The 19,107-nt window shown below is 62.8% G+C and carries 15 protein-coding genes and 1 tRNA gene; 3 read left to right on the top strand and 13 right to left on the bottom strand.

Annotated elements, in window-relative coordinates; translation table 11 throughout:
• Positions 1-21 precede the first annotated feature (21 nt).
• The 3 genes from petA to pepN all read right to left on the bottom strand — a co-directional run bounded on the left by petA (position 22) and on the right by pepN (position 4,149).
• On the bottom strand, positions 22-594 hold the full coding sequence (gene petA / locus E3U23_RS12845; protein ID WP_279351680.1) for a ubiquinol-cytochrome c reductase iron-sulfur subunit: 573 nt from the start codon (positions 592-594) through the stop codon (positions 22-24).
• 233 nt (positions 595-827) lie between these two features.
• Positions 828-1,493: a peptidoglycan editing factor PgeF gene (gene pgeF, locus E3U23_RS12850; RefSeq protein WP_279351681.1), complete on the bottom strand. Its 666-nt coding sequence runs from the start codon at positions 1,491-1,493 to the stop codon at positions 828-830.
• Positions 1,486-4,149, bottom strand: coding sequence for an aminopeptidase N (pepN, locus tag E3U23_RS12855; protein ID WP_279351682.1), 2,664 nt, complete (start codon positions 4,147-4,149; stop codon positions 1,486-1,488). Before pepN ends, pgeF begins: the two co-directional genes overlap by 8 nt.
• Positions 4,150-4,191: 42 nt before the next feature.
• Between pepN and E3U23_RS12860 the strand changes: the two genes are divergently transcribed.
• Positions 4,192-4,983 carry an SDR family NAD(P)-dependent oxidoreductase gene (locus E3U23_RS12860; protein WP_279351683.1) on the top strand — a complete coding sequence of 264 codons (792 nt, stop codon included), beginning with the start codon at positions 4,192-4,194 and terminating at the stop codon, positions 4,981-4,983.
• Here the strand turns inward: E3U23_RS12860 and E3U23_RS12865 are convergent.
• Together E3U23_RS12865 and E3U23_RS12870 are read right to left on the bottom strand one after the other, a co-directional pair.
• Positions 4,967-5,911, bottom strand: a complete 945-nt coding sequence (locus tag E3U23_RS12865; protein ID WP_279351684.1) for a DMT family transporter — start codon at positions 5,909-5,911, stop codon at positions 4,967-4,969. The genes E3U23_RS12860 and E3U23_RS12865 overlap by 17 nt on opposite strands.
• Positions 5,908-6,903 (bottom strand): threonine aldolase family protein, encoded by a 996-nt coding sequence (locus E3U23_RS12870; protein WP_279351685.1) that lies wholly within the window; start codon positions 6,901-6,903, stop codon positions 5,908-5,910. The genes E3U23_RS12865 and E3U23_RS12870 overlap by 4 nt, the downstream gene beginning before the upstream one ends.
• A gap of 53 nt (positions 6,904-6,956) precedes the next feature.
• Here E3U23_RS12870 and E3U23_RS12875 point away from each other — a divergent pair, with 53 nt between their 5' ends.
• Entirely contained in the window at positions 6,957-7,244 is a 288-nt protein-coding gene (locus tag E3U23_RS12875) for a GNAT family N-acetyltransferase (RefSeq protein WP_279351686.1), read from the top strand.
• On the opposite strand, the gene E3U23_RS12880 is transcribed toward E3U23_RS12875, so the two are convergent.
• Genes E3U23_RS12880 through E3U23_RS12895 form a run of 4 tightly spaced genes read right to left on the bottom strand, consistent with a single transcriptional unit; the run spans position 7,241 to position 11,704 of the window.
• Entirely contained in the window at positions 7,241-8,755 is a 1,515-nt protein-coding gene (locus E3U23_RS12880; protein WP_279351687.1) for a PH domain-containing protein, read from the bottom strand. The genes E3U23_RS12875 and E3U23_RS12880 overlap by 4 nt on opposite strands.
• The gene (locus E3U23_RS12885) at positions 8,752-9,240 is read right to left on the bottom strand and encodes a PH domain-containing protein (RefSeq protein WP_279351688.1); all 489 of its coding nucleotides are present in this window, start codon (positions 9,238-9,240) and stop codon (positions 8,752-8,754) included. The genes E3U23_RS12880 and E3U23_RS12885 overlap by 4 nt, the downstream gene beginning before the upstream one ends.
• A 31-nt stretch (positions 9,241-9,271) precedes the next feature.
• Positions 9,272-10,441: an acyl-CoA dehydrogenase family protein gene (locus E3U23_RS12890; protein ID WP_279351689.1), complete on the bottom strand. Its 1,170-nt coding sequence runs from the start codon at positions 10,439-10,441 to the stop codon at positions 9,272-9,274.
• 21 nt (positions 10,442-10,462) lie between these two features.
• Entirely contained in the window at positions 10,463-11,704 is a 1,242-nt protein-coding gene (locus tag E3U23_RS12895; protein ID WP_279351690.1) for an MFS transporter, read from the bottom strand.
• A gap of 65 nt (positions 11,705-11,769) precedes the next feature.
• Between E3U23_RS12895 and E3U23_RS12900 the strand changes: the two genes are divergently transcribed.
• Entirely contained in the window at positions 11,770-12,108 is a 339-nt protein-coding gene (locus tag E3U23_RS12900; RefSeq protein ID WP_279351691.1) for a tRNA-binding protein, read from the top strand.
• Here E3U23_RS12900 and E3U23_RS12905 read toward each other — a convergent pair.
• From E3U23_RS12905 to E3U23_RS12920, 4 genes are all read right to left on the bottom strand, one after another.
• The gene (locus tag E3U23_RS12905; protein WP_279351692.1) at positions 12,105-14,072 is read right to left on the bottom strand and encodes a tetratricopeptide repeat-containing sulfotransferase family protein; all 1,968 of its coding nucleotides are present in this window, start codon (positions 14,070-14,072) and stop codon (positions 12,105-12,107) included. The two genes, E3U23_RS12900 and E3U23_RS12905, sit on opposite strands and share 4 nt — an antisense overlap.
• An 87-nt stretch (positions 14,073-14,159) precedes the next feature.
• Positions 14,160-16,814 carry a TonB-dependent receptor gene (locus tag E3U23_RS12910; RefSeq protein WP_279351693.1) on the bottom strand — a complete coding sequence of 885 codons (2,655 nt, stop codon included), beginning with the start codon at positions 16,812-16,814 and terminating at the stop codon, positions 14,160-14,162.
• Between the two features lie 203 nt (positions 16,815-17,017).
• Positions 17,018-18,814, bottom strand: coding sequence for a BCCT family transporter (locus E3U23_RS12915; RefSeq protein ID WP_279351694.1), 1,797 nt, complete (start codon positions 18,812-18,814; stop codon positions 17,018-17,020).
• A gap of 119 nt (positions 18,815-18,933) precedes the next feature.
• Positions 18,934-19,008, bottom strand: a tRNA-Thr gene (locus E3U23_RS12920).
• Between the last annotated feature and the right edge of the window lie 99 nt (positions 19,009-19,107).

Here is a 19,107-nt window from a genome sequence, read left to right on the forward strand (position 1 = left end):
TTCTCTTTCGTCTCGGTCGGGTCAGCCGACCTGGATCACGGTGTCGGACGTGAATTCGTAGTCCGGAACTTCGAGGTTCGATGGCGCGGGGCCTTTGCGAATGCGGGCGGCCGTATCGTAGTGCGAGCCGTGGCACGGGCAGAAATAACCGCCGAATTCGCCCTTGTTCTCGCCTTCGGCAGCCCCCAGCGGCACGCAACCGAGATGGGTGCAGACACCCATCGTCACCAGCATGTCGAGATGACCTTCCTTGGTGCGCTCCTCCAAGGTCTGCGGATCGCGGAGCGACCCCGCGGGAACGGCCTGCGCCGCGGCGATTTCTGCCGGGGTAAGGCGGCGCACGAACAGCGGCTGCTTACGAAAGACCGCCTTGATCGCCTGACCGACCTCGATAGCCGAGACATCCACCTCGGTCGTACTCGCGGCAAGCACGTCCTTCGACGGCGCCATCTGACTGATCAACGGATAGACGACGGCGAGCCCGCCGATCCCGGCCGCGCTAAGCGCGGCAACATCGAGAAAGTCACGCCGACGAACGCCTTCGTCCTTTTCGATCTTCGGGGAATTTTCCATGGTTGCAGTGGTGTCTGCCATCAGCGCGATGCCTTGCCTGCCTTCGTGTGCGCCGCCCCTTTTACGAGGGCAGCTGCATGATGAGTTGCGATCCGATCGTCCGGCGGGACCAGGGATGGCCCCGGCTCCCGAAAAACCTTGCGCGCAAGGGTGCCGGGAACACCGGTTTCGGTAGGCCCCTAGCCGGATTGGCGCCCCTTGCCAACAGCGATTTTGGCAGGTCCGCGGCGCCGTAACGTCAACGCCGTGCGGTTCTAGCCATGCGGCAAAGCGATGGCGCTGATTTGCCTTCCGCCGGTCGGCTTGCCGGCGTGAGTCGCGCGGCGAAAGGAGTAGAATCGCGTGGGTTGGCTGTAGGTGTCCTGTGCAAGGTCGTCGATGTTTAGGACCCCCGCTTGCGACAGCCGAAGCGCGCAGAAGCCGGGCAGGTCGAACTGGAAGTGACCGGGATTGCCGGAAACGAAGAATGGGTCCGCATCGGTTGGGAAGGCGTCGCGAAACCGGTCGTCCACCTCGTAGCTCGCCTGGCATATGGTCGGGCCGATCGCGGCGACGATCCGGTCCGCCCGCGCCCCTCGTTCGATCATCGCCGCGACGGTATGGCCGAGAATGCCTCCGACTGCACCCCGCCAGCCGGCATGCGCTGCTGCGACGACACCGGCATCGACATCCGCCAACAGGACCGGCGCGCAGTCCGCAGTTACAATCTGCAGGATAGGTCCTGATCGATCGGAAACCAGCGCGTCGGCTTCCAAAGTTTCCCCCAGAGCCGCGTCCGCGTCCACCACGATGGCCGAGTGCACCTGCTTAACCCGGACGGCCTCTCCGCGCTCTACCAGCGGTTCGACCGGCAAGCCGTGTTTCAGCGAAAAGGCGTGGGGAATTGGGGCCAAGAGCGTGGATTGCAGCGTCTCAACCAAGCGAGCGGGTCACCTGTTCGTACGTATCGCGGGAGAGCTTGGACGCATCGGCGATCCGCTGGAGTTCCGCCCGCATCAGCGCCGCCCGTCCCGGTTCGATCCGCCGCCAGCGGCCGAGCGGGGGAACGAAGCGAGCCGCTGTCTGCGGGTTCAAGGGGTCGAGCTCGAGGATAAGGTCCGAAATCATGCGATAGCCTTCTCCGTCGGCGCTATGGAAGGCGGGCGGATTGGCCGCGAACGGCATGTAGAGCGAACGCACGCGGTTCGGGTTCTTCAACGTAAAATCGGGATGCTCGGCCAAGGCTTTCACATGCTCGATCGCATTGGGATGCGGTGAGCTCGCCTGCAGGGCGAACCACTTGTCGATCACCAGCGCGTTGTCCTGATACCGATTGTAGAAATCGAGCAGGGCGTTGGTGCGCTCCACGGTATCGAGGCCCGCAAGGGTCATCAGCGCGCCCTGTCGGTCGGTCATGTTGTCGGCATGTTCGTATTGATGCGCGGCAAGTTCGGCTGCCTTGTCCGGATCGCCGGCGGCGGCATAGCCGAGGATCAGCGTTTTCAGCTTGCGAGCGCCCTTGGCCTCCGCGCTGTGCGAGAACGGCAGCTTTTCGGCGCGCGCATAGGCCTGGTGCAGTTCGGAGGACAGGCGCGTGCCGATCGCCGCCTTCAGCGCCTCACGCGCCTCGTGAATGCGCTCCGGATCGGCCTTGTCGAACTGTTCCATGACATAGGTCTGGTTCGGCATGCTCAGCAGTTCGCCGCGCATGAGATCGTCGAGCGTGTCATCGGCAATGACCGCGCTCAAGGCCGCGCAGATATCGGCCCGGCCCGCTTCGATGCCGTCATCGTCGAGATTGCCGGATACTGCGGCCACATGGTGGTCGACCATCAGATCCTGCATCGCCTCGTAACGGGCGAAAGGATCGTCGTCCTTCGCGGCAAGGAACAGCAGATCTTCGCGCGCGATGTCGCGCTTGATGGTGACCGGCGCGGAGAAGCCGCGATTGATCGACAGAACGGGCGACTGCGAGAATCCTTCGAAGCGGACCTCCTTCTCGGCCGTGTCTAAAACGACGAGGTGTTCGCCCCAATGCCGGCCTGTCTCGCGGTCGAACAGCGCGATCCTGAGCGGGATCGGCATCGGATTCTTGTCCGGCTGACCGGGAGTGGCAGGCACATGCTGCTTCAAACGAAGCGCAGCGACATTGCCCTCATGCGATTGCGCGATCTCGACGCGGGGTGTGCCGGCCTGCGAGTACCACAGGCGGAACTGCTTGAGGTCGAGGCCGGTGCCGCGCTCGATGGAAGACACGAAATCCTCACACGTCGCGGCTTCGCCATCGTGGGTATCGAAATAGGTGTCGGTGCCTTGGCGAAAGGCGTCCTCGTCTGCCCCGAAATTCGCGAGCGTCCGCATCATGCGGATGACTTCCGCGCCCTTGTTATAGACGGTCGAGGTGTAGAAGTTGCTGATCTCGCGGTAGCTGTCGGGCCGGATCGGATGGGCGAGCGGGCCGGAATCCTCTGGGAACTGCACGCCGCGCAGGATTCGCACATCCTCGATCCGCTTGACCGGTGCGCTGCCCATGTCCTGGCTGAACAATTGATCGCGCAGGACGGTGAAGCCTTCCTTGAGGGATAGCTGGAACCAGTCGCGGCAAGTGATGCGATTGCCCGACCAGTTGTGGAAATATTCGTGGCCGATCACGCCTTCCACAGCGTCGAAATCGCCATCGGTCGCGGTTTCGGGGTCGGCCAGAACGTATTTCGTATTGAAGACGTTGAGGCCCTTGTTTTCCATCGCGCCCATGTTGAAATCGCTGACAGCGACGATGTTGAACAGGTCGAGATCGTATTCGCGCCCGAACGTCTCCTCGTCCCACTTCATCGAGCGTTTGAGGCTCTCCATGGCATGCTCGGTGCGCGGCAAGTCTCCCTCGCGGACCCACACATTCAATTCGACGTCGCGGCCGCTCATCGTAATGAATCTGTCGCTGCGCGCGACGAGATCGCCGGCCACCAGCGCGAAAAGGTACGAAGGTTTCGGCCACGGATCGTGCCATTCGGCCCAGTGGCTCTCTCCCTCCTCGCCGCTATCCGTCTTGTTGCCATTACTTAGCAGGATCGGGAATTGTGCCTTCGGCCCCTTCATCCGCACGGTATAGGTGCTCAGGACATCGGGTCGATCAGGGAAGAAAGTTATGCGGCGGAACCCTTCTGCTTCGCATTGCGTGCAGAGCATCCCGTTCGAGGCATAAAGCCCCATCAACTGCGAATTGTCCGAAGGGTTGAGTTCGGTCACGATGCGCAGGGTATGCCGCTCGCCTTCCAGCGTCACGATCAGGTCGTCGCCATCCAGCGTATGAGCAAGGCAGTCTTCGTCATCGCAATGGAGTTCGACCAGTTCGAGACCATCGCCGTTCAACCGGATCGTGCGCGAGGGCTCGGCCGCCGAATTGCGTTGCACTTCCAGCGTCGCGATGACGCGCGTCGTGTCGACGCCCAACTCAAATTCGAGATGCGTCGTCGGCACCAGCCAAGGGAACGGCGTGTAATCCTCGCGTAAGATTTCGGGCGGCTGCTGCGGTTCGGGCGCGGCATCGGCGAGATGCGGGTTGCCGTCCGGGGTCGTCGGCGTGCGGGCGATGTCCATATCGATCCTGTGAATTTCGGTTTCAGTCGCTATTACGCGCCTATGCCCCAAATGTTCATCTTCGGCCTCGGGTATACGGCGAAAAAATGCGCCGATGCCCTGATTGCGGACGGTTGGCGTATCTCGGCAACCGGAAGTGACGGCGATGTCGATTTCGGCGACCGGAATGCCGTACTCGCTGCGTTACGCAATGCCAGCCACGTTCTCTCGAGTGTCCCGCCGGACCGCGAGAGCGGTCTCGATCCGGTGCGCGATACCTATGGGAGGGACTTTCCCACCGCCTGGTACGGCTATCTCTCCTCGACCGGGGTGTACGGCGATGCGAACGGCGCATGGGTGGACGAAGCTTCGCCCACCGGTAGCGGGCGGCGTTCGGCACGGTCGGATGCCGATGCGCTGTGGCTGAAGCTCCAGGCCCGCGTGTTCCGCCTGCCGGGCATTTACGGTCCGGGCCGCAATGCCCTCGACAAGGTGCGGGATGGCTCGGCGCACCGGATCGACATGCCCGGCCAGGTCTTCAGCCGCATTCACGTGGATGACATCGTCAACGGGGTTGTGAGCGCGCTGGAATCGGGAGCCCCTGAAGGCGCGTACAATCTTGGCGACGACTTGCCTGCCAGCCATAACGCGGTGACCGAGGAAGCCTGCCGCCTGCTCGGCGTCGCACCGCCGCCGCTGCAAACGATGGACGAAGCCGGGCTCTCGCCAATGGCGCGCGGCTTCTATGCCGAGAACCGCCGCGTGGCTAACGGCAAAGCCAAGCGCGTACTGGGCTGGCAGCCGCGCTACCCCACCTATCGCGAAGGGCTGCGCGCCCTCATGGCTCGGGCGTAGCGCGGCGGAGCGGGGGTGCCGCCCGGCCGCGCAGGGCAACGATCATTCCGGCCAGCACCAGCACCGCTCCCGAAGCGGGCAGCCAGCCCCATACGAACCCTTCGAACAGGGTGGACAGGACCATAGCGACCACCGGCACGATGACGCTCGAATAAGCCGCCTTGCCCGCCCCGATCTTGCGCACCAGCCCGTAATAGAGCGGGAAGGTTACAACCGATCCAAGCAGCCCGAGATAGAGTATGCCGAGACCGTAGGACGGCCGCGCATCGAACACGGGTGCGCCTTCAATCACTACGGCCATCGATGCGTTGATGGCCGTCCCCCACAGCATCGACCATGCGAGCAAGGTGACCAGAGGTTGGCGCTTCGCCCCTTCCATCGCTTGTGCGATATTGGCGAAACTGGCGGACAGGATACCGCCGATGGTCAGCGCCGCACCCAGCAAAACCTCGCTTAGCGTTGCGGGTGATGCGCGATATTCCTGCGCGAACAGCAGTGCCACGCCGATGGCCGCGATGCTCGAACCCAGCACGAAAGCGCGGGTGATCGGCTGGCCCAGCAGCATTCGTCCGAGCACGGCATTCGGCACCACCAGCAGCGCGAACATCACCGCGACGAGGCCGGATGTGATGAACCGCTCGGCATTGTAGACGAAGGTGAAATTGAGCGTGAATTGCAGCACGCCCAGGATCAGCGCCCATTTCTGTCCGCCCGGTGCCAACCACATACCCTCGCCTCGCACCGCCGCCAGCACAAACATCCCGGCACTCGCCACGATGAAGCGATAGGTGATCGACCATTGCGCCGGCACGATCGACAACTGGTCGCGGATCACCAGCCAGGTGCCGCCCCAGATAAGGCTGACCAGCAGGAATGCGACGAGATTACGAGGTGCGAGCAGACTTTCCTCGCCGCGCGGCGAACTCATAATACCGCGATGGCTTTCGAAAGGGCCACGGCATCTTCCTCGCGCGCATCCCATGCGGTGACGAAGCGCGCGGCATCCGCGCCCCAATCGTAGAAGCCGAAACCCTGATCGCGCAAAGTCTCGCGCTCTTGCGGCGTGCAGCGGACGAAAAGCTCGTTCGCCTGCACCGGGTGCATCAATCGGGCGCCGCATGCACTGGCGATTTCCTGCGCGGCGGCATTGGCGGCGCGGGCATTCTCCAGCCAAAGGTCCCCGTCGAGCATGGCATGAAGCTGCGCTGCGAGGAACCGCCCCTTGCTTTGCAGATGCCCGGCGCGCTTGCGGCGATAGCGCGCGACATCGGCAAGCGAGCCGTCGAAGAAAACGATTGCCTCCGCACTCATCGCACCGTTCTTCACGCAGCCGAAGCTGAGCGCATCGACCCCTTGCGTTACTTCGCCCGGCGGCAGGCCGAGATATGCTACTGCGTTGGCGAAGCGCGCGCCGTCCATATGGAAGCCAAGATCGCGCTCTTTCGCAAGATCGGAAATCGCCCGCACTTCATCGGGCGCATAGACGCAGCCATATTCGCTCGCCTGCGTGATCGAGATCGCGTGCGGCTGCACCTGGTGCACATCGTCGCGGATCGGATCGATGGCGGCGCGGATGGTGTCGGGCGTCAGCTTGGCGCTTTCCCCGTCGCACAGGATCAGCTTTGCGCCGTGCAGGAAGAAGCCAGGTGCGCCGCCTTCGTCCATCTCGATATGCGCTTCGCGGTGGCAGACGACGCCGCCGTGCGGCTGGACCATGGTGGCGAGCGCGAGGCAGTTGGCCGCCGTTCCCGTGGCCACCCACAACACCGTGCACTCGCGTCCGAACAGCGCGCCGAACTTCTCGTCCAGCGCCCGGCTGTGCCCATCGCCATCGTAGGGTGTGTCGTTCGCATCGGCGGCGTGCATCGCGTCCCAGACCTTGGGATGGACGGGCGCGGAATTGTCGGAAAGGAACTGCATCGGAACGCCCCTAGCGTCGCCAGCGTTGCTTGGACAGGAAGGATATTCGAGACATGGCAGACGAAATTCGCAGCGAGACGAGCGGCGACAGCGGGCGCTATTTTACGAGCGTGGAAGGCGCGAGCCGCGAAGCCGAACTGACCTGGGTTGAGCGCGGCGGCGTGCGCCACGCGAACCACACCTTCGTCCCGCCGGAGGCACGTGGCAAAGGCATCGCCGAAAACCTCGTCAAGGCGATCATCGCCGATGCGCGCGAGGAAGGCTTCAAGATCGCGCCCGACTGTTCATATGTAGACAGCTACTTCCGCCGCCATTCCGATCTGGCGGAACTTCGCGCCTAGTTCAGCCGCGAAAAATCGCGCAGACGCATTGAGGCGAGCAATTCGGTGCGCAGGGCTGCTGCCGCGTCTACGGGCATTCCGGGGATGGTCAGGCCGGTACCGGCAACGCCGAACGTCAGGTCGACATAGCCGAAGCGCCGGCCGAGCGGTCCGCGGCTCAATTCCACGCTCTGCAGCTTCTCTCGCGCGCCGGTCAGGAAATAGGGCGTGAGCCAGCCGGAGCGCAGGTGGATGTGGTCCTTGTCCAAGGCATAGCGGGTTCGCCGCATTGCCACGAAGATGCGCGCGGCCTTCCAGATACCGATTGCCACTGGAAACAGTGCCCAGAACGGCGAGCCTAGCGGGGAGCCGGGTTGGACGATCGCTTGCACAACGAGGATCACCGCTGCGAGAAACAGCCAGAGGCGCATGCGCTTCCCCGCCTCGATCCACGCGAACACGCGAGATATGTGCTGCCAATCGGCCTTGGCACCCGGCAACGCGAACCCGGTTTCGACAACGAGCGGATCGATCTCCGCCTCCTTCGCCAAAGGTGCGATATCGTGGTTCGAAGCCCCGGCATCCGCCGCGAGACTGACCAGCGAAAGGCCATGCCACCCGAACCGCGCTCGCACGAAGCCGGTCGAACGGATCACCGCCTGAACCCGGCGAACCGGCAGCACCACGTCCGTCCGGGTCAACAAACCGCGACGACGGCGGAAACCCTTGTCCGTCCGTTCCAGGCGGAAGTTCCATTCGCGCAAGGCGGTTCGCACGATTCCGGTCGCGAAGCCGAGAAGCGCGAGGGCGAGCAGCAGCAATGCGATGCCGACGGCTTGGGCGAATACCCCCAGACCCGACAGCCACGCGCCCGGACCCGCCAATCGCCGCTCCCACGCTTCCGCATCCCAGATATCGAAGGGCAGAAGATCGTCGTATTGCGTGACGGTGGCAGCGGCCACGCCGAAGACGACCAGCGAGAAGTTGAACAGGCCGAACGTGAAAACCCGCCGCGGTGTCATTGCGAACAGCAGGCGCGCTTCTTCCACCGCCGGTTCGCCAGCAAGAGCCGCCTGCGTATCGCGACGGTCGCGCACGACATTGCGCAGCCGCTCGCCCTCCGCGGCGGAGAGATAGGACAGCGAAAGATCCTCGCCCGCCCCCGCCCCGGTTTCGAATGTCAGTTCGACGAGGCCGAATATGCGCGCCAGCAACCCTTCCTTGACCGACACGTCCTGTATTCGTTCGAACGGCACGGAGCGGGCATTCCGCGACAGGAGGCCGCTTTCCACGCGAATGTCCGTCTCGCTCACAGCATAGGTCAGCCGGGTCCAGGCGAGGTAGGAGAACACACCCGAGATCACGATCGACGCTGCGCCGATGATGGCGCCTACGAGCAATCCGCTATCCGCCCCCCGCGTGAACACGAAGGCAGCGGCAGGCAGGAGGGCGGCGCGCAGACCCTCGATTGCCTTGATTACGAAACCGCGCGGATCGGTCCGTTGCGGCACATCGGGCGCGTTGTCTCTCATTGCATGAAGGCCCGCATCACCTCGCGGACCTCGTCGCGCATGGCGGTGGCGTCTTCATGGGCGAGGCCCTCCAGCGAGACAGAGGCATTATCCGTCCCCGCCGTATGCAGCACAAGCGTCGCCAAGCCGTTCGCGCGCTCGATCGGACCCTGCCCGACATCGATATGTTGGACCCGGCCGAGCGGCACGGTGATGTCGGAATGGAACCACACCCCCTTGACCACACGCAATTCGTCCGCGCCCAGCCGATAGCCGCGCGAGCGATAGCGGCGACCGGGCAATCCGAACACAAGCAGCGCCCCGAGGATCAGGGCGGGTATCCAGAACACCCCCTCCCAGCCGTCGAGCGCGATCTCCCCGATCGTCGCTGCAAGCAGGAACACCGCTGCATAGATCGCACCAACGATACGCAGCACGCGCTTGTAACGCGGGTCGAGCGGCGTCAGGTCGGGTTCTTGAATGTCTGGAAGGGCGATTTCGTCCATGTCGCCTTGCCTATGCGAAACGGCGGCAGCGTCAACGCCGCTGGTCGAAGCGGCGGCCCACGATGGCGGCGGCGATGTTGGTCTTCTGCACATCGGTTGTCCCCCCGGCGATGCCCCACGCGAAGGCATCCCGCACCCGTTGTTCCATCCCGTAATCCTTGTGATAGCCATAGCCACCCATCACCTGCATCCCGTTCGCGGTCACGGAACGGACGATCTCGTTGGCGAAGCACTTGGCAGTGCTGCTTTCGTAAATGCTCGGCAAGCCATCCTCGGCATGGGCGGCGTTGGCAGCGGCGCGGTAGATAAGAAGGCGCGCGGCCTCGGTCTGCATTGCCATTTCGGCAAGCCGCAATTGCACTGCCTGAAAATCGACGATCGGTTTGCCGAACGCCTTGCGCTCTTGCACATATTCGCTTGCCTGTTCGAGAGCACCGGCGGCAAGGCCGAGCGACTGGATCGCATTTCCGCAGCGTTCCAGCCCGAAGGCGCTCATCAGCTTACCGAACCCACCCGCGCCAACGATGACATTGGCCTTCGGCACGCGAACTGCATCGAAGGTGATGTCGCGGGTTTCGATGCCGCGAAAACCCATCAATTCCTCACGCTGGCCGAAGCCAACGCCGTCCATCTCCTTGTCCACCAGCAGCGCGCCAATGCCTTTTGCGCCGGCATCGTCCGAGAGCTTGGTGTAGACAACGTAATACCGCGCATGGCCCGCGCCCGAAGTCCAGCGCTTGGTGCCGTCGAGAACGTAGTCGTCGCCATCCTCGACTGCCTGGGTGGCAAGGTCGGTCAATGCGGTGCCGGCTTCGGGTTCAGACATCGAGACCGCCACCGTCGCCTCGCCCTTCACCACCTGCGGAATGATCCGTGCACGCAATTCGTCGGAACCGAACCGCTCGACCGTACGGACCGGGCCGACCAGCGCCTCGAACACCGGGAAGGCGACGGCATTCGACACCATCGCGAACTGTTCGAGCACGAGTAGCGCCTCGAGATGGCCGAGGCCGAGGCCGCCATATTCCCCCGGCAGGTTGACGCCGAGAAAGCCGAGCTCGCCATAGCGCCGCACCATGTCCGCCGGGACCGGGAAATCCTTCGCTTCCATCTCCCGGGCCAGATCCGGCAGCTCCTTGCGCGCAAAACTGCGTGCAGCATCCTGAAGTTCGCGCTGCTGGTCGGTCAGGCGGAAATCCATGCGTGCTCTCCCCGGATTGGCTTATTTATCGTTCGATACGTGTTCTTCGTGGTCTGCTTCGAGCATGGCGACCATCGGTGTGGTTCGCGGAAGCGCCTGGAAGCTTTGCTGGTCCGCCGCCTCGACCGGTTTGCCCACGATGAGCCGCCATAGCGCAAAAATTACGCCGCCCAAGGCGATGACCGCGATCGTTCCGAACAGACCCTGCACTCCGAACGCCTGCATGCCGGCCGAGCCGATCATCGGCCCCGCCACGGCGCCCGCGGAATAGGCGAGGACCAGACCACTACTGGCTCCGACGCGCTGCTCTTCGGAAAGGTGGTCGTTCGAATGTGCGACGCAAAGCGGGTATAACGCGAAGGCAAAGCCACCGAACAAGGCGCCCAGCACGAACAGGCGAAGATCGGGCGCGGCGAACAATGCGAGGGATATGCTCACGGCGAGTACGATGAGAAGACAGGCGACGATGACGGCGCGGCGATCGAACCGGTCGGACAGGAGGCCAAGCGGCCATTGCAGCGCAACCCCGCCGCCGATCACGCAGGAGGTGAAGAAGGCAACTTCGGCGATGCCCATGCCAAGCCGCTGCACGAAAACAGCGCCCAGCGCATAGAATGCGCCGAGTATGGCACCCGTCGTCAACACTCCGATCACGCCGAGCGGCGAGGCGGCGTAAAGCTGTTTCAGCGAGAACGGCTCGACATATTCGAGGCGAGGCTGGTCGATCCGCGTAAGCACGACCGGGACGACCGAGAGCGAAAGGAGGATGGCAGCAATGACGAAGGGCAGGCTCGGTCTTTCGGCCCCGAGGTTGAGCAGGAATTGCCCCAATGCCTGTCCGCCATAAAGGGCAATCATGTATGCGGCGAGGATGGAACTGCGCGTTTTCGCGCTCGCCTGCCGGTTGAGCCAGCTTTCCAGACAGACGAAGACGCCCGCCATCATGAATCCGTCGATCAAACGCAAGATCCCCCAGAACGGGGCCGTCATGGTAATCGAATAGGCGAGACCGCTGGCAGAGAAGATCGAGACGAATGCGGCGAAGGACCGGATATGGCCGACGCGCGCGATAAGCGGGGTTACGCGAAGCGACCCGATGGTTAGCCCGGCGAAATATGCAGCGGCGACGAGGCCGATGGCGAAGGCACTTGTACCCGCCGCTTCCAGACGGATCGATACGAGCGTCGAAAGAAAACCGCTCCCCGCCATGATGACGAAGATGGCGACAAGCAGTGTGCGGACCGAGACGAGCGAAGCGAACATTGCGCGTCGCTTAGCGGGATCGGACCGTCTTCGACAGTCCCGCTGGTTGTTGCTAGGCGCGCTTCATGACCGACGTAACGATAGACGATTTTTTCAAGCTCGACATACGGTGCGGCACCGTCACCGATGCGCAGCCCTTCCCGGAAGCGCGGCGTCCGGCGATCAAACTGGTCGTCGATTTCGGAGACGGGATCGGCACGCGGAAGAGTTCGGCGCAGATCACCGAGCTTTACGAACCCGAACAGCTGGTCGGACGAAAGGTAATGGCGGTCGTCAATTTTCCGCCGCGGCAGATCGGACCGTTCATGTCGGAGGTGCTCGTACTCGGCTTCCCGGATGCGCAAGGCCGTATCGTGCTCGCCTCGCCGGGTGACGACGTGCCCAACGGCTCGCGCCTCGCCTAGGGCGCCAGGGGGCCGAGCGCCTCTTTCAGATCGCCGAGCCACGGATCGAACGGTTTCCATGCATCCTGCCCCGACCGGTTGATCGGTCGGCGCACCTGTTCGCTGCTCGCCGTGCGAACCGCGCGTGCGGTTTGGTGGAAATCGAGGCAGGCATCTTCGAACGGCAGGCCGAGATAGTCGAGCATCCGCCTCGTCTGGCCTTCGAGGTCATCGAGCACGTCTTCGTGCCGGACGCGCAGGACTTTGCCCGGAAGGACAGCGTCCCAATGGTCCATCAGGTCGACATAGTCCCGATAATAGCGGCCGATCTCGGTCAGGCCGTAGGTGAAGTCCTGCCCTTCCGCGAATAGCTGCTTGAAGCCCGAGAAGCAGCAATCCATCGGCGCGCGCCGCGCATCGATGATTTTCGCATTTGGCAGGATCTGGTGAATGAGCCCGATATGACGAAAATTGTTCGGCATCTTGTCAATGAAAAACGGCGCATCGCCGCGGTGGATGCGGGTATCCTCGATGTATTTCGCACCGAACCGCTCGAGATCGTCTGCAGCCAGTTCGGGCAGGATTTCGGGATAGCGTGAGACACCCGCCTTGCGCCCCCGCAAGCGATGCGCGAGCGCCAGGATGTCGGGTAATTCCAGCGTACCATCGATCTGCGAATGGCTGGCGAGGATCTGTTCCAGAAGGGTTGAACCGGCACGAGGTAGTCCGAGAATGAAGATCGGATCGGGCGCCGGATGGCCCTTCCCCGCCTGCCTGTCGAACAGCTCGGGCGTGCAGACCGCCTTCTGCCGCGCCATCTCCTCGCTCATGCGATCGGCGCTGTACTGCGTCTGCGCACGCTTGAGGGCATTGCCCTCGCTGTAATGCTCAAAGCTCTCCTCGTACTGCTCCCGGTCCTCCAGCGCCTTGGCGAGCGCGAAGGACAAGTGGACGCGGACCATGAACGGGAGGCCGGGCTGCTCCAGCCGTTCACGCATCGCCGCAAGTTCGTCGTCCGCGAAAATGTAGGTCTTGAGATTGGCCAGCGCATACCACGCATCGCCATGCGCGGGCGCTGCACCGATGGCCTCGCGGTAGCTTGCGATCGCTTCGTCCTGCCGACCCATCGTCTTCAGGGCATGGCCCTTGCTGGTGAGCGTTGCCGGATCGTTTGGCAATGCTTCCAGCACCGCGTCGAACAGGGCGAACGCCCGTTCGTAATCGCCGGACTGCATGCTTTCGATAGCGAGCCGCGACTGGAATACGGGGCTTTCGGGATCACGGGCATACAGAGCTTCGGCTTCCGCCCGCGCCGCTTCGAACTTCTGCCGCCGACGCAGCGCATCGATATAGTCGAGCCGGAGCTGGATGTTATCCGGCGAAAACGCGGCGGCGCTTTCCAGCAGGAATTCCGCATCGTCGAGAATGCCGAGCCGAATGCCGATTTGCGCCAACAGCCGCATGCCTTCTACGTCGCGTGGATGGGCACGCAGGTAGTGCCGGCATACCTCCTCGGCGCGGATCAGCCGCCCTTCGTGAAGATGGTTGGAGACTGCGACGAGCTCGCGCGGCATGGCGCGCAGCCGCTCGAGTTGCGCGGTCGCCGCTTTCGCCTGGCCCGCACGACCCGCCGCGCTCTGTAGGTCCGCCAGCGCCCGCCAGCTCGCCTCCAGCGCCGGATTGTATTTCACCGCGCGGCCGTAGGCCTCGATCGCTTCCTCGCTGCGCCCCGCAGCGCGCGCAAGATGCCCCGCCTCCTGCCAAGCGCGGCCATATTCCGGCATCGCGGTATGCAATCGAGCGAGATAGCGCGCGGCCTCTTCCGATCGGTCGAGATAGCGGCTCGCGACGGCGGCCATGTAGAGCGCCTCGCCATCTTCCCCGTCCTGCGAAAGCAAGGCTTCTGCATCCTGCAGGCCACGGCCGAAATCGCCGGCCTGCATGGCGCGCTGCGCGCTCGCCAACCTGTCTTCACGCGGTGTCATGAATAGCTCGGTAGCATGAAAAAGGGCGGCGGGCAGAGGATTGGAAAAATCGCTCGGCCCGCCGCCCTCTTTGCTCTGATCAGCGTATTAATAGTCGAACGATACGCGCAGTCCGACGGTTAGCGGACGGTTATAGACCACGCGCTTCGCATCGTAGACGAAGCTGCCGGAGATCGGCGCGCGTTCGTCGAACAGGTTCTGTCCGAACACTTCGGCCGACCAGCGATCGGCTTCCACGCCGACGGCGAGGTTGGTGAGGAAATAGCTGTCGAGTTCGATATTGTTGATATCGATCACGTCGCTTTGCTTCGACGCTGAATAGCTGATCTGCGGCTGCACATAGGCATCGAGAGCGGTGTTCAGCCCGAACTCGTACCGTGCGCGCAGATTGCCCTGGAAGGACGGGGCGAAAGCAAGGTCGGACCCTGCCTGCACATCGTCCGTCGGGGTAAGCACTTCGGTAATCTCGGTATCCAGGATCGAGAACGCGCCTGTTACGGTGAGGCCTTCCAGCGCGTATGGCGCATAAGTGAAGTCGGCCTCGACCCCCTTGATCTCCGCATTCGCCGCATTGTCCGAGAAGAACAGGTTGGTGATGCTGGGATCGAAGATCGTCGTCTGCAGGTTGCTTATATCGACGTAGAACGCGCTGCCGTTGAAGCGTAGCTGCCGGTCGAGCAGCTCCATCTTCCAGCCGATCTCGTAGTTCTGCACCTCGTCGGTCTCGAGCTCGAACGGCACGGTGAAGCCGTTCGGACCCTGCGCGCCGCCGGGACGATTGAGCAGTCCGGGGCGGAAGCCTTCCGAATAGGTCGCGTAGAACAACAGGTCCTCGCTCGGCGTGAAGTTCACCGTGCCCTTGACGATCACGCCCTCGCTCTCCGCTTTGTCGGGCGCGCGTACGGCGGCGAACACCTGCCGCGCCTGCGCTTCGCTAAGGCCAGCCGCCTGAATGTCTTCGAGGCTATCATCAAGTGTGAAGGTCTGGCGAAGGTCGGCGTTGCAGGAGTTGATGAACGTATAGCTGCCATCGCCGTCGTACAGGTCGTTCAGATCGGTACCGAAGGCATTGGCGTCCTGCGCGGCCCCGCTGTTGCAGAACGAACCGTTGGCGCTGCCTTCCAAATCGACCGCGACATCGTAATAGCGCGCGCCGAACGTGACCGATAGGAGGTCGGGCAAGACATCGAAGCTGGCTTCGCCGAAAATGCCGAATTGCTCGTCCGTCCGCTTGATGTCGTTGCGGAAGATCACGCCCTGCGGAAACGGACCCGGATCGCTGGTATAGCCCGGGAAGGGGAAGTTCGGCGCGAACGGTCCGAACGGATCGGCGATCGCGCTGCCGGGATAGGTGAAGTCATTGCGTTCGCGCAGCTCCAGCTCCGAATAGAACACACCTGCGGTTGCACGCAGGCGGTTTTGTTCTGGTGTGCTGACGCGGAATTCCTGCGTGAACACGGTCGTGTCGCTGTTGGAATCGACGAAAGTCGCGGGCGATTGGCACGTGCCGCTCGGATCGTCATCGCCGGGATAGGTCACCGACCCATCGCAGATGTAATAGGGCAGGTACTGGCCGACGAAAAGGTAGTCTGTATAGTCGACCTTCTGCACCGTTTCACGGTCGGTGTAAGCGCCCGAATAGATCACATCGAGCATCGCGAGGCGGCCTTCGACCGTCCAGGCGGTGTTCGAGAAATCGTCGTTCAGGCGTTCGTCGCTATAACGCTGGATGGCGAGTTCGTCGGTGCCGAGATCGGGATCGGCGAAAAACACACCGTCCGTCTCCAAGCTCTGGCGCGAATGCGCGAGGGTGACGCGCCAGTCCGGATTGATCTCGTACAGCGCGGTGAGGCGCATGCCGGAATATTGCGCATCGTTGAAATCGTCTTCCACCAGCGCGCTGTTGTTCGCCGCAATGAAATCGACATCGGAAAGATCGGCATCGGCCTGGAAGCCCGCACGATTGGCGGCAACCGGCACGCCGTTGTCGCGGATCGTGCCTTCGGGGCGGAAGCGGGCGCTTTCGCGCAGCGTCTGCGTGCCCGGCACATTATCGATGTAGCCGCCCTGATCGTCGAGATAGACGACACCCCGCAAGGCAAGGCTGTCGGTCACCGGGATATTGACGACGCCCTCGGCCTTGTAGCTCTGATCGCCGCCCTTGGTGAAGGACGTGGAAACCGTGCCGCTCGCTTCGAATATGCCGAGGCGCGGCTTGTTGGTGATAAGGCGAATGACACCGGCCTGCGAACTCGCACCAAACAGCGTGCCCTGCGGCCCCGAAAGCACCTCGATCCGCTCAAGATCGGCGGCATATACGTCGAGGTTACGCCCCGGCAGCGAAAGCGGCTGCTCGTCGAGATAGAGGGCAACGTTCGGCGCGAGGCCGGCGACGCCTGCGGTCGTCAGGTTCGGCGTGGTCGAGGCGAGGCCGCGAATGTAGATCGTGTTCTGCCCCGGCCCGCTGCCCCCTGCGGTGACGGTGGGAAGCTGCACGAGATAATCGTCGAACGTGTTGACGTTGAGCTGGTCGAGCTGCTCCTCGCCGAGCGCCTGCACCGAAACCGGCACGTCCTGAAGATCTTCGCTGCGGCGCTGCGCCGTCACGACAATGGTCGGAACCCCGCCCTGACGCTCGACTGCCGGCGGTGTTGCGGGAGCGCTATCCTGCGCAAAAGCGGCGGGCGCGCCTAGCGCAGTCGCCAGCGCGCCGACGGAAACGCCGGTTACGAATTTGAGCATGTCTGTGTCCCTTGTTGATTTGCGGACCACGCGCGACAACGAGGCCCGGAACGGACCTAAAGCGCCTGATTTTGCGTGGACCGCCTAACTAGAAACGGGACCGCGAGCTGGCCACCGCCTGACCTTGGGATACGCAGTCTTGCCAGGAAACTGTGGCCTCTAGATCACAGATTCGACCGAGAACTGCGGCTTTCAGATGCGCGTCAAGCTTTGATTTCATCCGTCGTCACTGCAACACCATGGCGCAATCGCACTAGATCGAACACGATTGCCTTCAAGATTGCGACCAGCATGAGTGCCGTCACGAATGAAAACGGCAGGGCTCCGATGATCATCGTAACCCGGATAGCGTCGATCCCGCCCAAGATCAGCATGCTGCCCACGATCAGGGCAAGCGAAGCGCCCCAGAACAGGATATGGCGCCGCCTGCGACCGTCCGTTTCACCTGCACCGTTTATCGTGTTGACGATCAGGATCGCACTGTCCGCCGACGTCACGAGATAGGTAATCAGCAGCACGACGACCAGGCCCGTGACCAGCGTCATCGCGAGAGGGGAAAGCATGACGGAGAGTGTGGCGAAGAGTTGATCCGATATCGGTGCATCTACGATGGTGCCGTTGGCTACCCCGCCAAGTTCGAGTTCGATCGCCGTTCCCCCGGCAAGTGCCATCCAGACGAAACACAGGAGCGAGGGGACGAGGATCACGCCGAGGACGTATTCCCGGATTGTCCGGCCCCGCGATATCCGCGCGACGAACATCCCCACGAATGGCGCGAAGGCGATCCACCATGCCCAGTAGAATACCGTCCAGTCGAGCTGCCATTGCATGAGCGCCTCGCCAACGGGTGTCCCATCGGACATGAAATGGGTCAATGACGTCGGCACGACCTTGGCGAGATAGGTCAGCAATCCCGTTCCCAGTAATTCGAGACCGAAGAAGCCGGCACCCACGAAAAGGAACAGGGCAAGCAGTGCGAACGACAATATGAGATTGATGTTCGAGAGCCATTTGATCCCCTTGCCGACCCCGGACATCGCACTCAGGGTCGATGCGCCGACCAGCAATACGAGAGATACGATGATCGCAAGGGCGGACGATGTTCCGTCGTCGTCGAGGAGGATATCGGACGCTCCCAGCCGCGCTGCGCCCGCAATGAACTGTTCGACGCCCAGCCCCATCGTTACCGCGACGCCCAAGAGTGTGGCAACCACTGCCACCACATCGACGATATGACCGGCAATGCCCGACATCGCCCTTCCGAAAAGCGGAGCCAGCGCCGATCGGATCGTAAGCGGAAGCCCGCGCCGATAGGCGACATAGCCGATCGCCAGTCCGACAAGGGCATAGGTCGCCCACGCCGCGATGCCCCAGTGCAGGAATGTGTAGAGATAGGCAGAAGGAACCGCCTCCGCCGAACGAGCTGCCACGGATCCATCGATGATGGCGGGATTGTTCGAAAAATGCGCCATCGGCTCCCCGACTGCGTAAGTCAGCATGCCGATCCCGATGCCTGCACCGAACAGCATCGAAAACCACGAAAGCCGCGAGAATTCAGGCTGCTCGTCGTCCAGGCCGATACGAAGGCGTCCGGTCATCGGTATCAGGGCAAGCGCAAGACAGACGGCCATGATCGCCGCGACGAGATAGATGTACCATCCTGCAAATTCCCGGATTATCGAACTGTTCACCGCGTCCAGCGTCTCGGCTGCGTTCACCGGAAAGAAGATCGCCCAGACGATCAGCAGTGTGATGACGATCTTGCCGGGAATTGTGACCTGGCGGCTGAACCCGTCGTAAAAGCCGCGCTCGGCCGTCGCGATCGGCAGGTCGACAAGCGGGGGCGCGATGCGGTGATCGCTATCGGATGACATGTTGGCAAACCTCTCGCCCGGCGGAACCGCCGAATGCTGCATGGTGAGGAACTTGATATAGGTTACTAGCGGATGCATCGCAGAGGTCAAACCGAGGGCGTGGCACACGCCTGAGCCAGATCTCACCGGCTTACTCTTTCTTACAGCAATAAAGGGGGTCCGTTGCGGCATCCCAAACGATTGCGAGCGACCGCTGGTGACACGGCAACTCGGCTCGCCGGCGCGGTCGGTATTTTGAGGGAATGTGGTGCTGCTGGGGAGGATTGAACTCCCGGCCTCACCCTTACCAAGGGTGCGCTCTACCACTGAGCTACAGCAGCATCGACCGCCGCGACCACGTGCCGCGGGGGTGAAGGCGCGGCCTATTGTCGCGAAGGGCCGCAAAGTCAACCTTCTCGCTTGAAGCGCCGCGCGATTTT

Source organism: Erythrobacter litoralis, from assembly GCF_029760855.1.
GTDB classification, from domain to species: Bacteria; Pseudomonadota; Alphaproteobacteria; order Sphingomonadales; family Sphingomonadaceae; genus Qipengyuania; species Qipengyuania litoralis_A.

Excerpts from the sequence above, each read along its gene's own strand:
- E3U23_RS12900 (WP_279351691.1), top strand. The coding sequence starts at position 11,770 with ATGACCGACGTAACGATAGACGATTTTTTCAAGCTCGACATACGGTGC.
- E3U23_RS12890 (WP_279351689.1), bottom strand. The coding sequence starts at position 10,441 with ATGGATTTCCGCCTGACCGACCAGCAGCGCGAACTTCAGGATGCTGCA.
- E3U23_RS12865 (WP_279351684.1), bottom strand. The coding sequence starts at position 5,911 with ATGAGTTCGCCGCGCGGCGAGGAAAGTCTGCTCGCACCTCGTAATCTC.
- E3U23_RS12860 (WP_279351683.1), top strand. The coding sequence starts at position 4,192 with ATGCCCCAAATGTTCATCTTCGGCCTCGGGTATACGGCGAAAAAATGC.
- E3U23_RS12875 (WP_279351686.1), top strand. The coding sequence starts at position 6,957 with ATGGCAGACGAAATTCGCAGCGAGACGAGCGGCGACAGCGGGCGCTAT.
- E3U23_RS12885 (WP_279351688.1), bottom strand. The coding sequence starts at position 9,240 with ATGGACGAAATCGCCCTTCCAGACATTCAAGAACCCGACCTGACGCCG.
- pepN (WP_279351682.1), bottom strand. The coding sequence starts at position 4,149 with ATGGACATCGCCCGCACGCCGACGACCCCGGACGGCAACCCGCATCTC.
- E3U23_RS12870 (WP_279351685.1), bottom strand. The coding sequence starts at position 6,903 with ATGCAGTTCCTTTCCGACAATTCCGCGCCCGTCCATCCCAAGGTCTGG.
- E3U23_RS12895 (WP_279351690.1), bottom strand. The coding sequence starts at position 11,704 with ATGTTCGCTTCGCTCGTCTCGGTCCGCACACTGCTTGTCGCCATCTTC.
- E3U23_RS12910 (WP_279351693.1), bottom strand. The coding sequence starts at position 16,814 with ATGCTCAAATTCGTAACCGGCGTTTCCGTCGGCGCGCTGGCGACTGCG.
- E3U23_RS12880 (WP_279351687.1), bottom strand. The coding sequence starts at position 8,755 with ATGAGAGACAACGCGCCCGATGTGCCGCAACGGACCGATCCGCGCGGT.
- E3U23_RS12905 (WP_279351692.1), bottom strand. The coding sequence starts at position 14,072 with ATGACACCGCGTGAAGACAGGTTGGCGAGCGCGCAGCGCGCCATGCAG.
- petA (WP_279351680.1), bottom strand. The coding sequence starts at position 594 with ATGGCAGACACCACTGCAACCATGGAAAATTCCCCGAAGATCGAAAAG.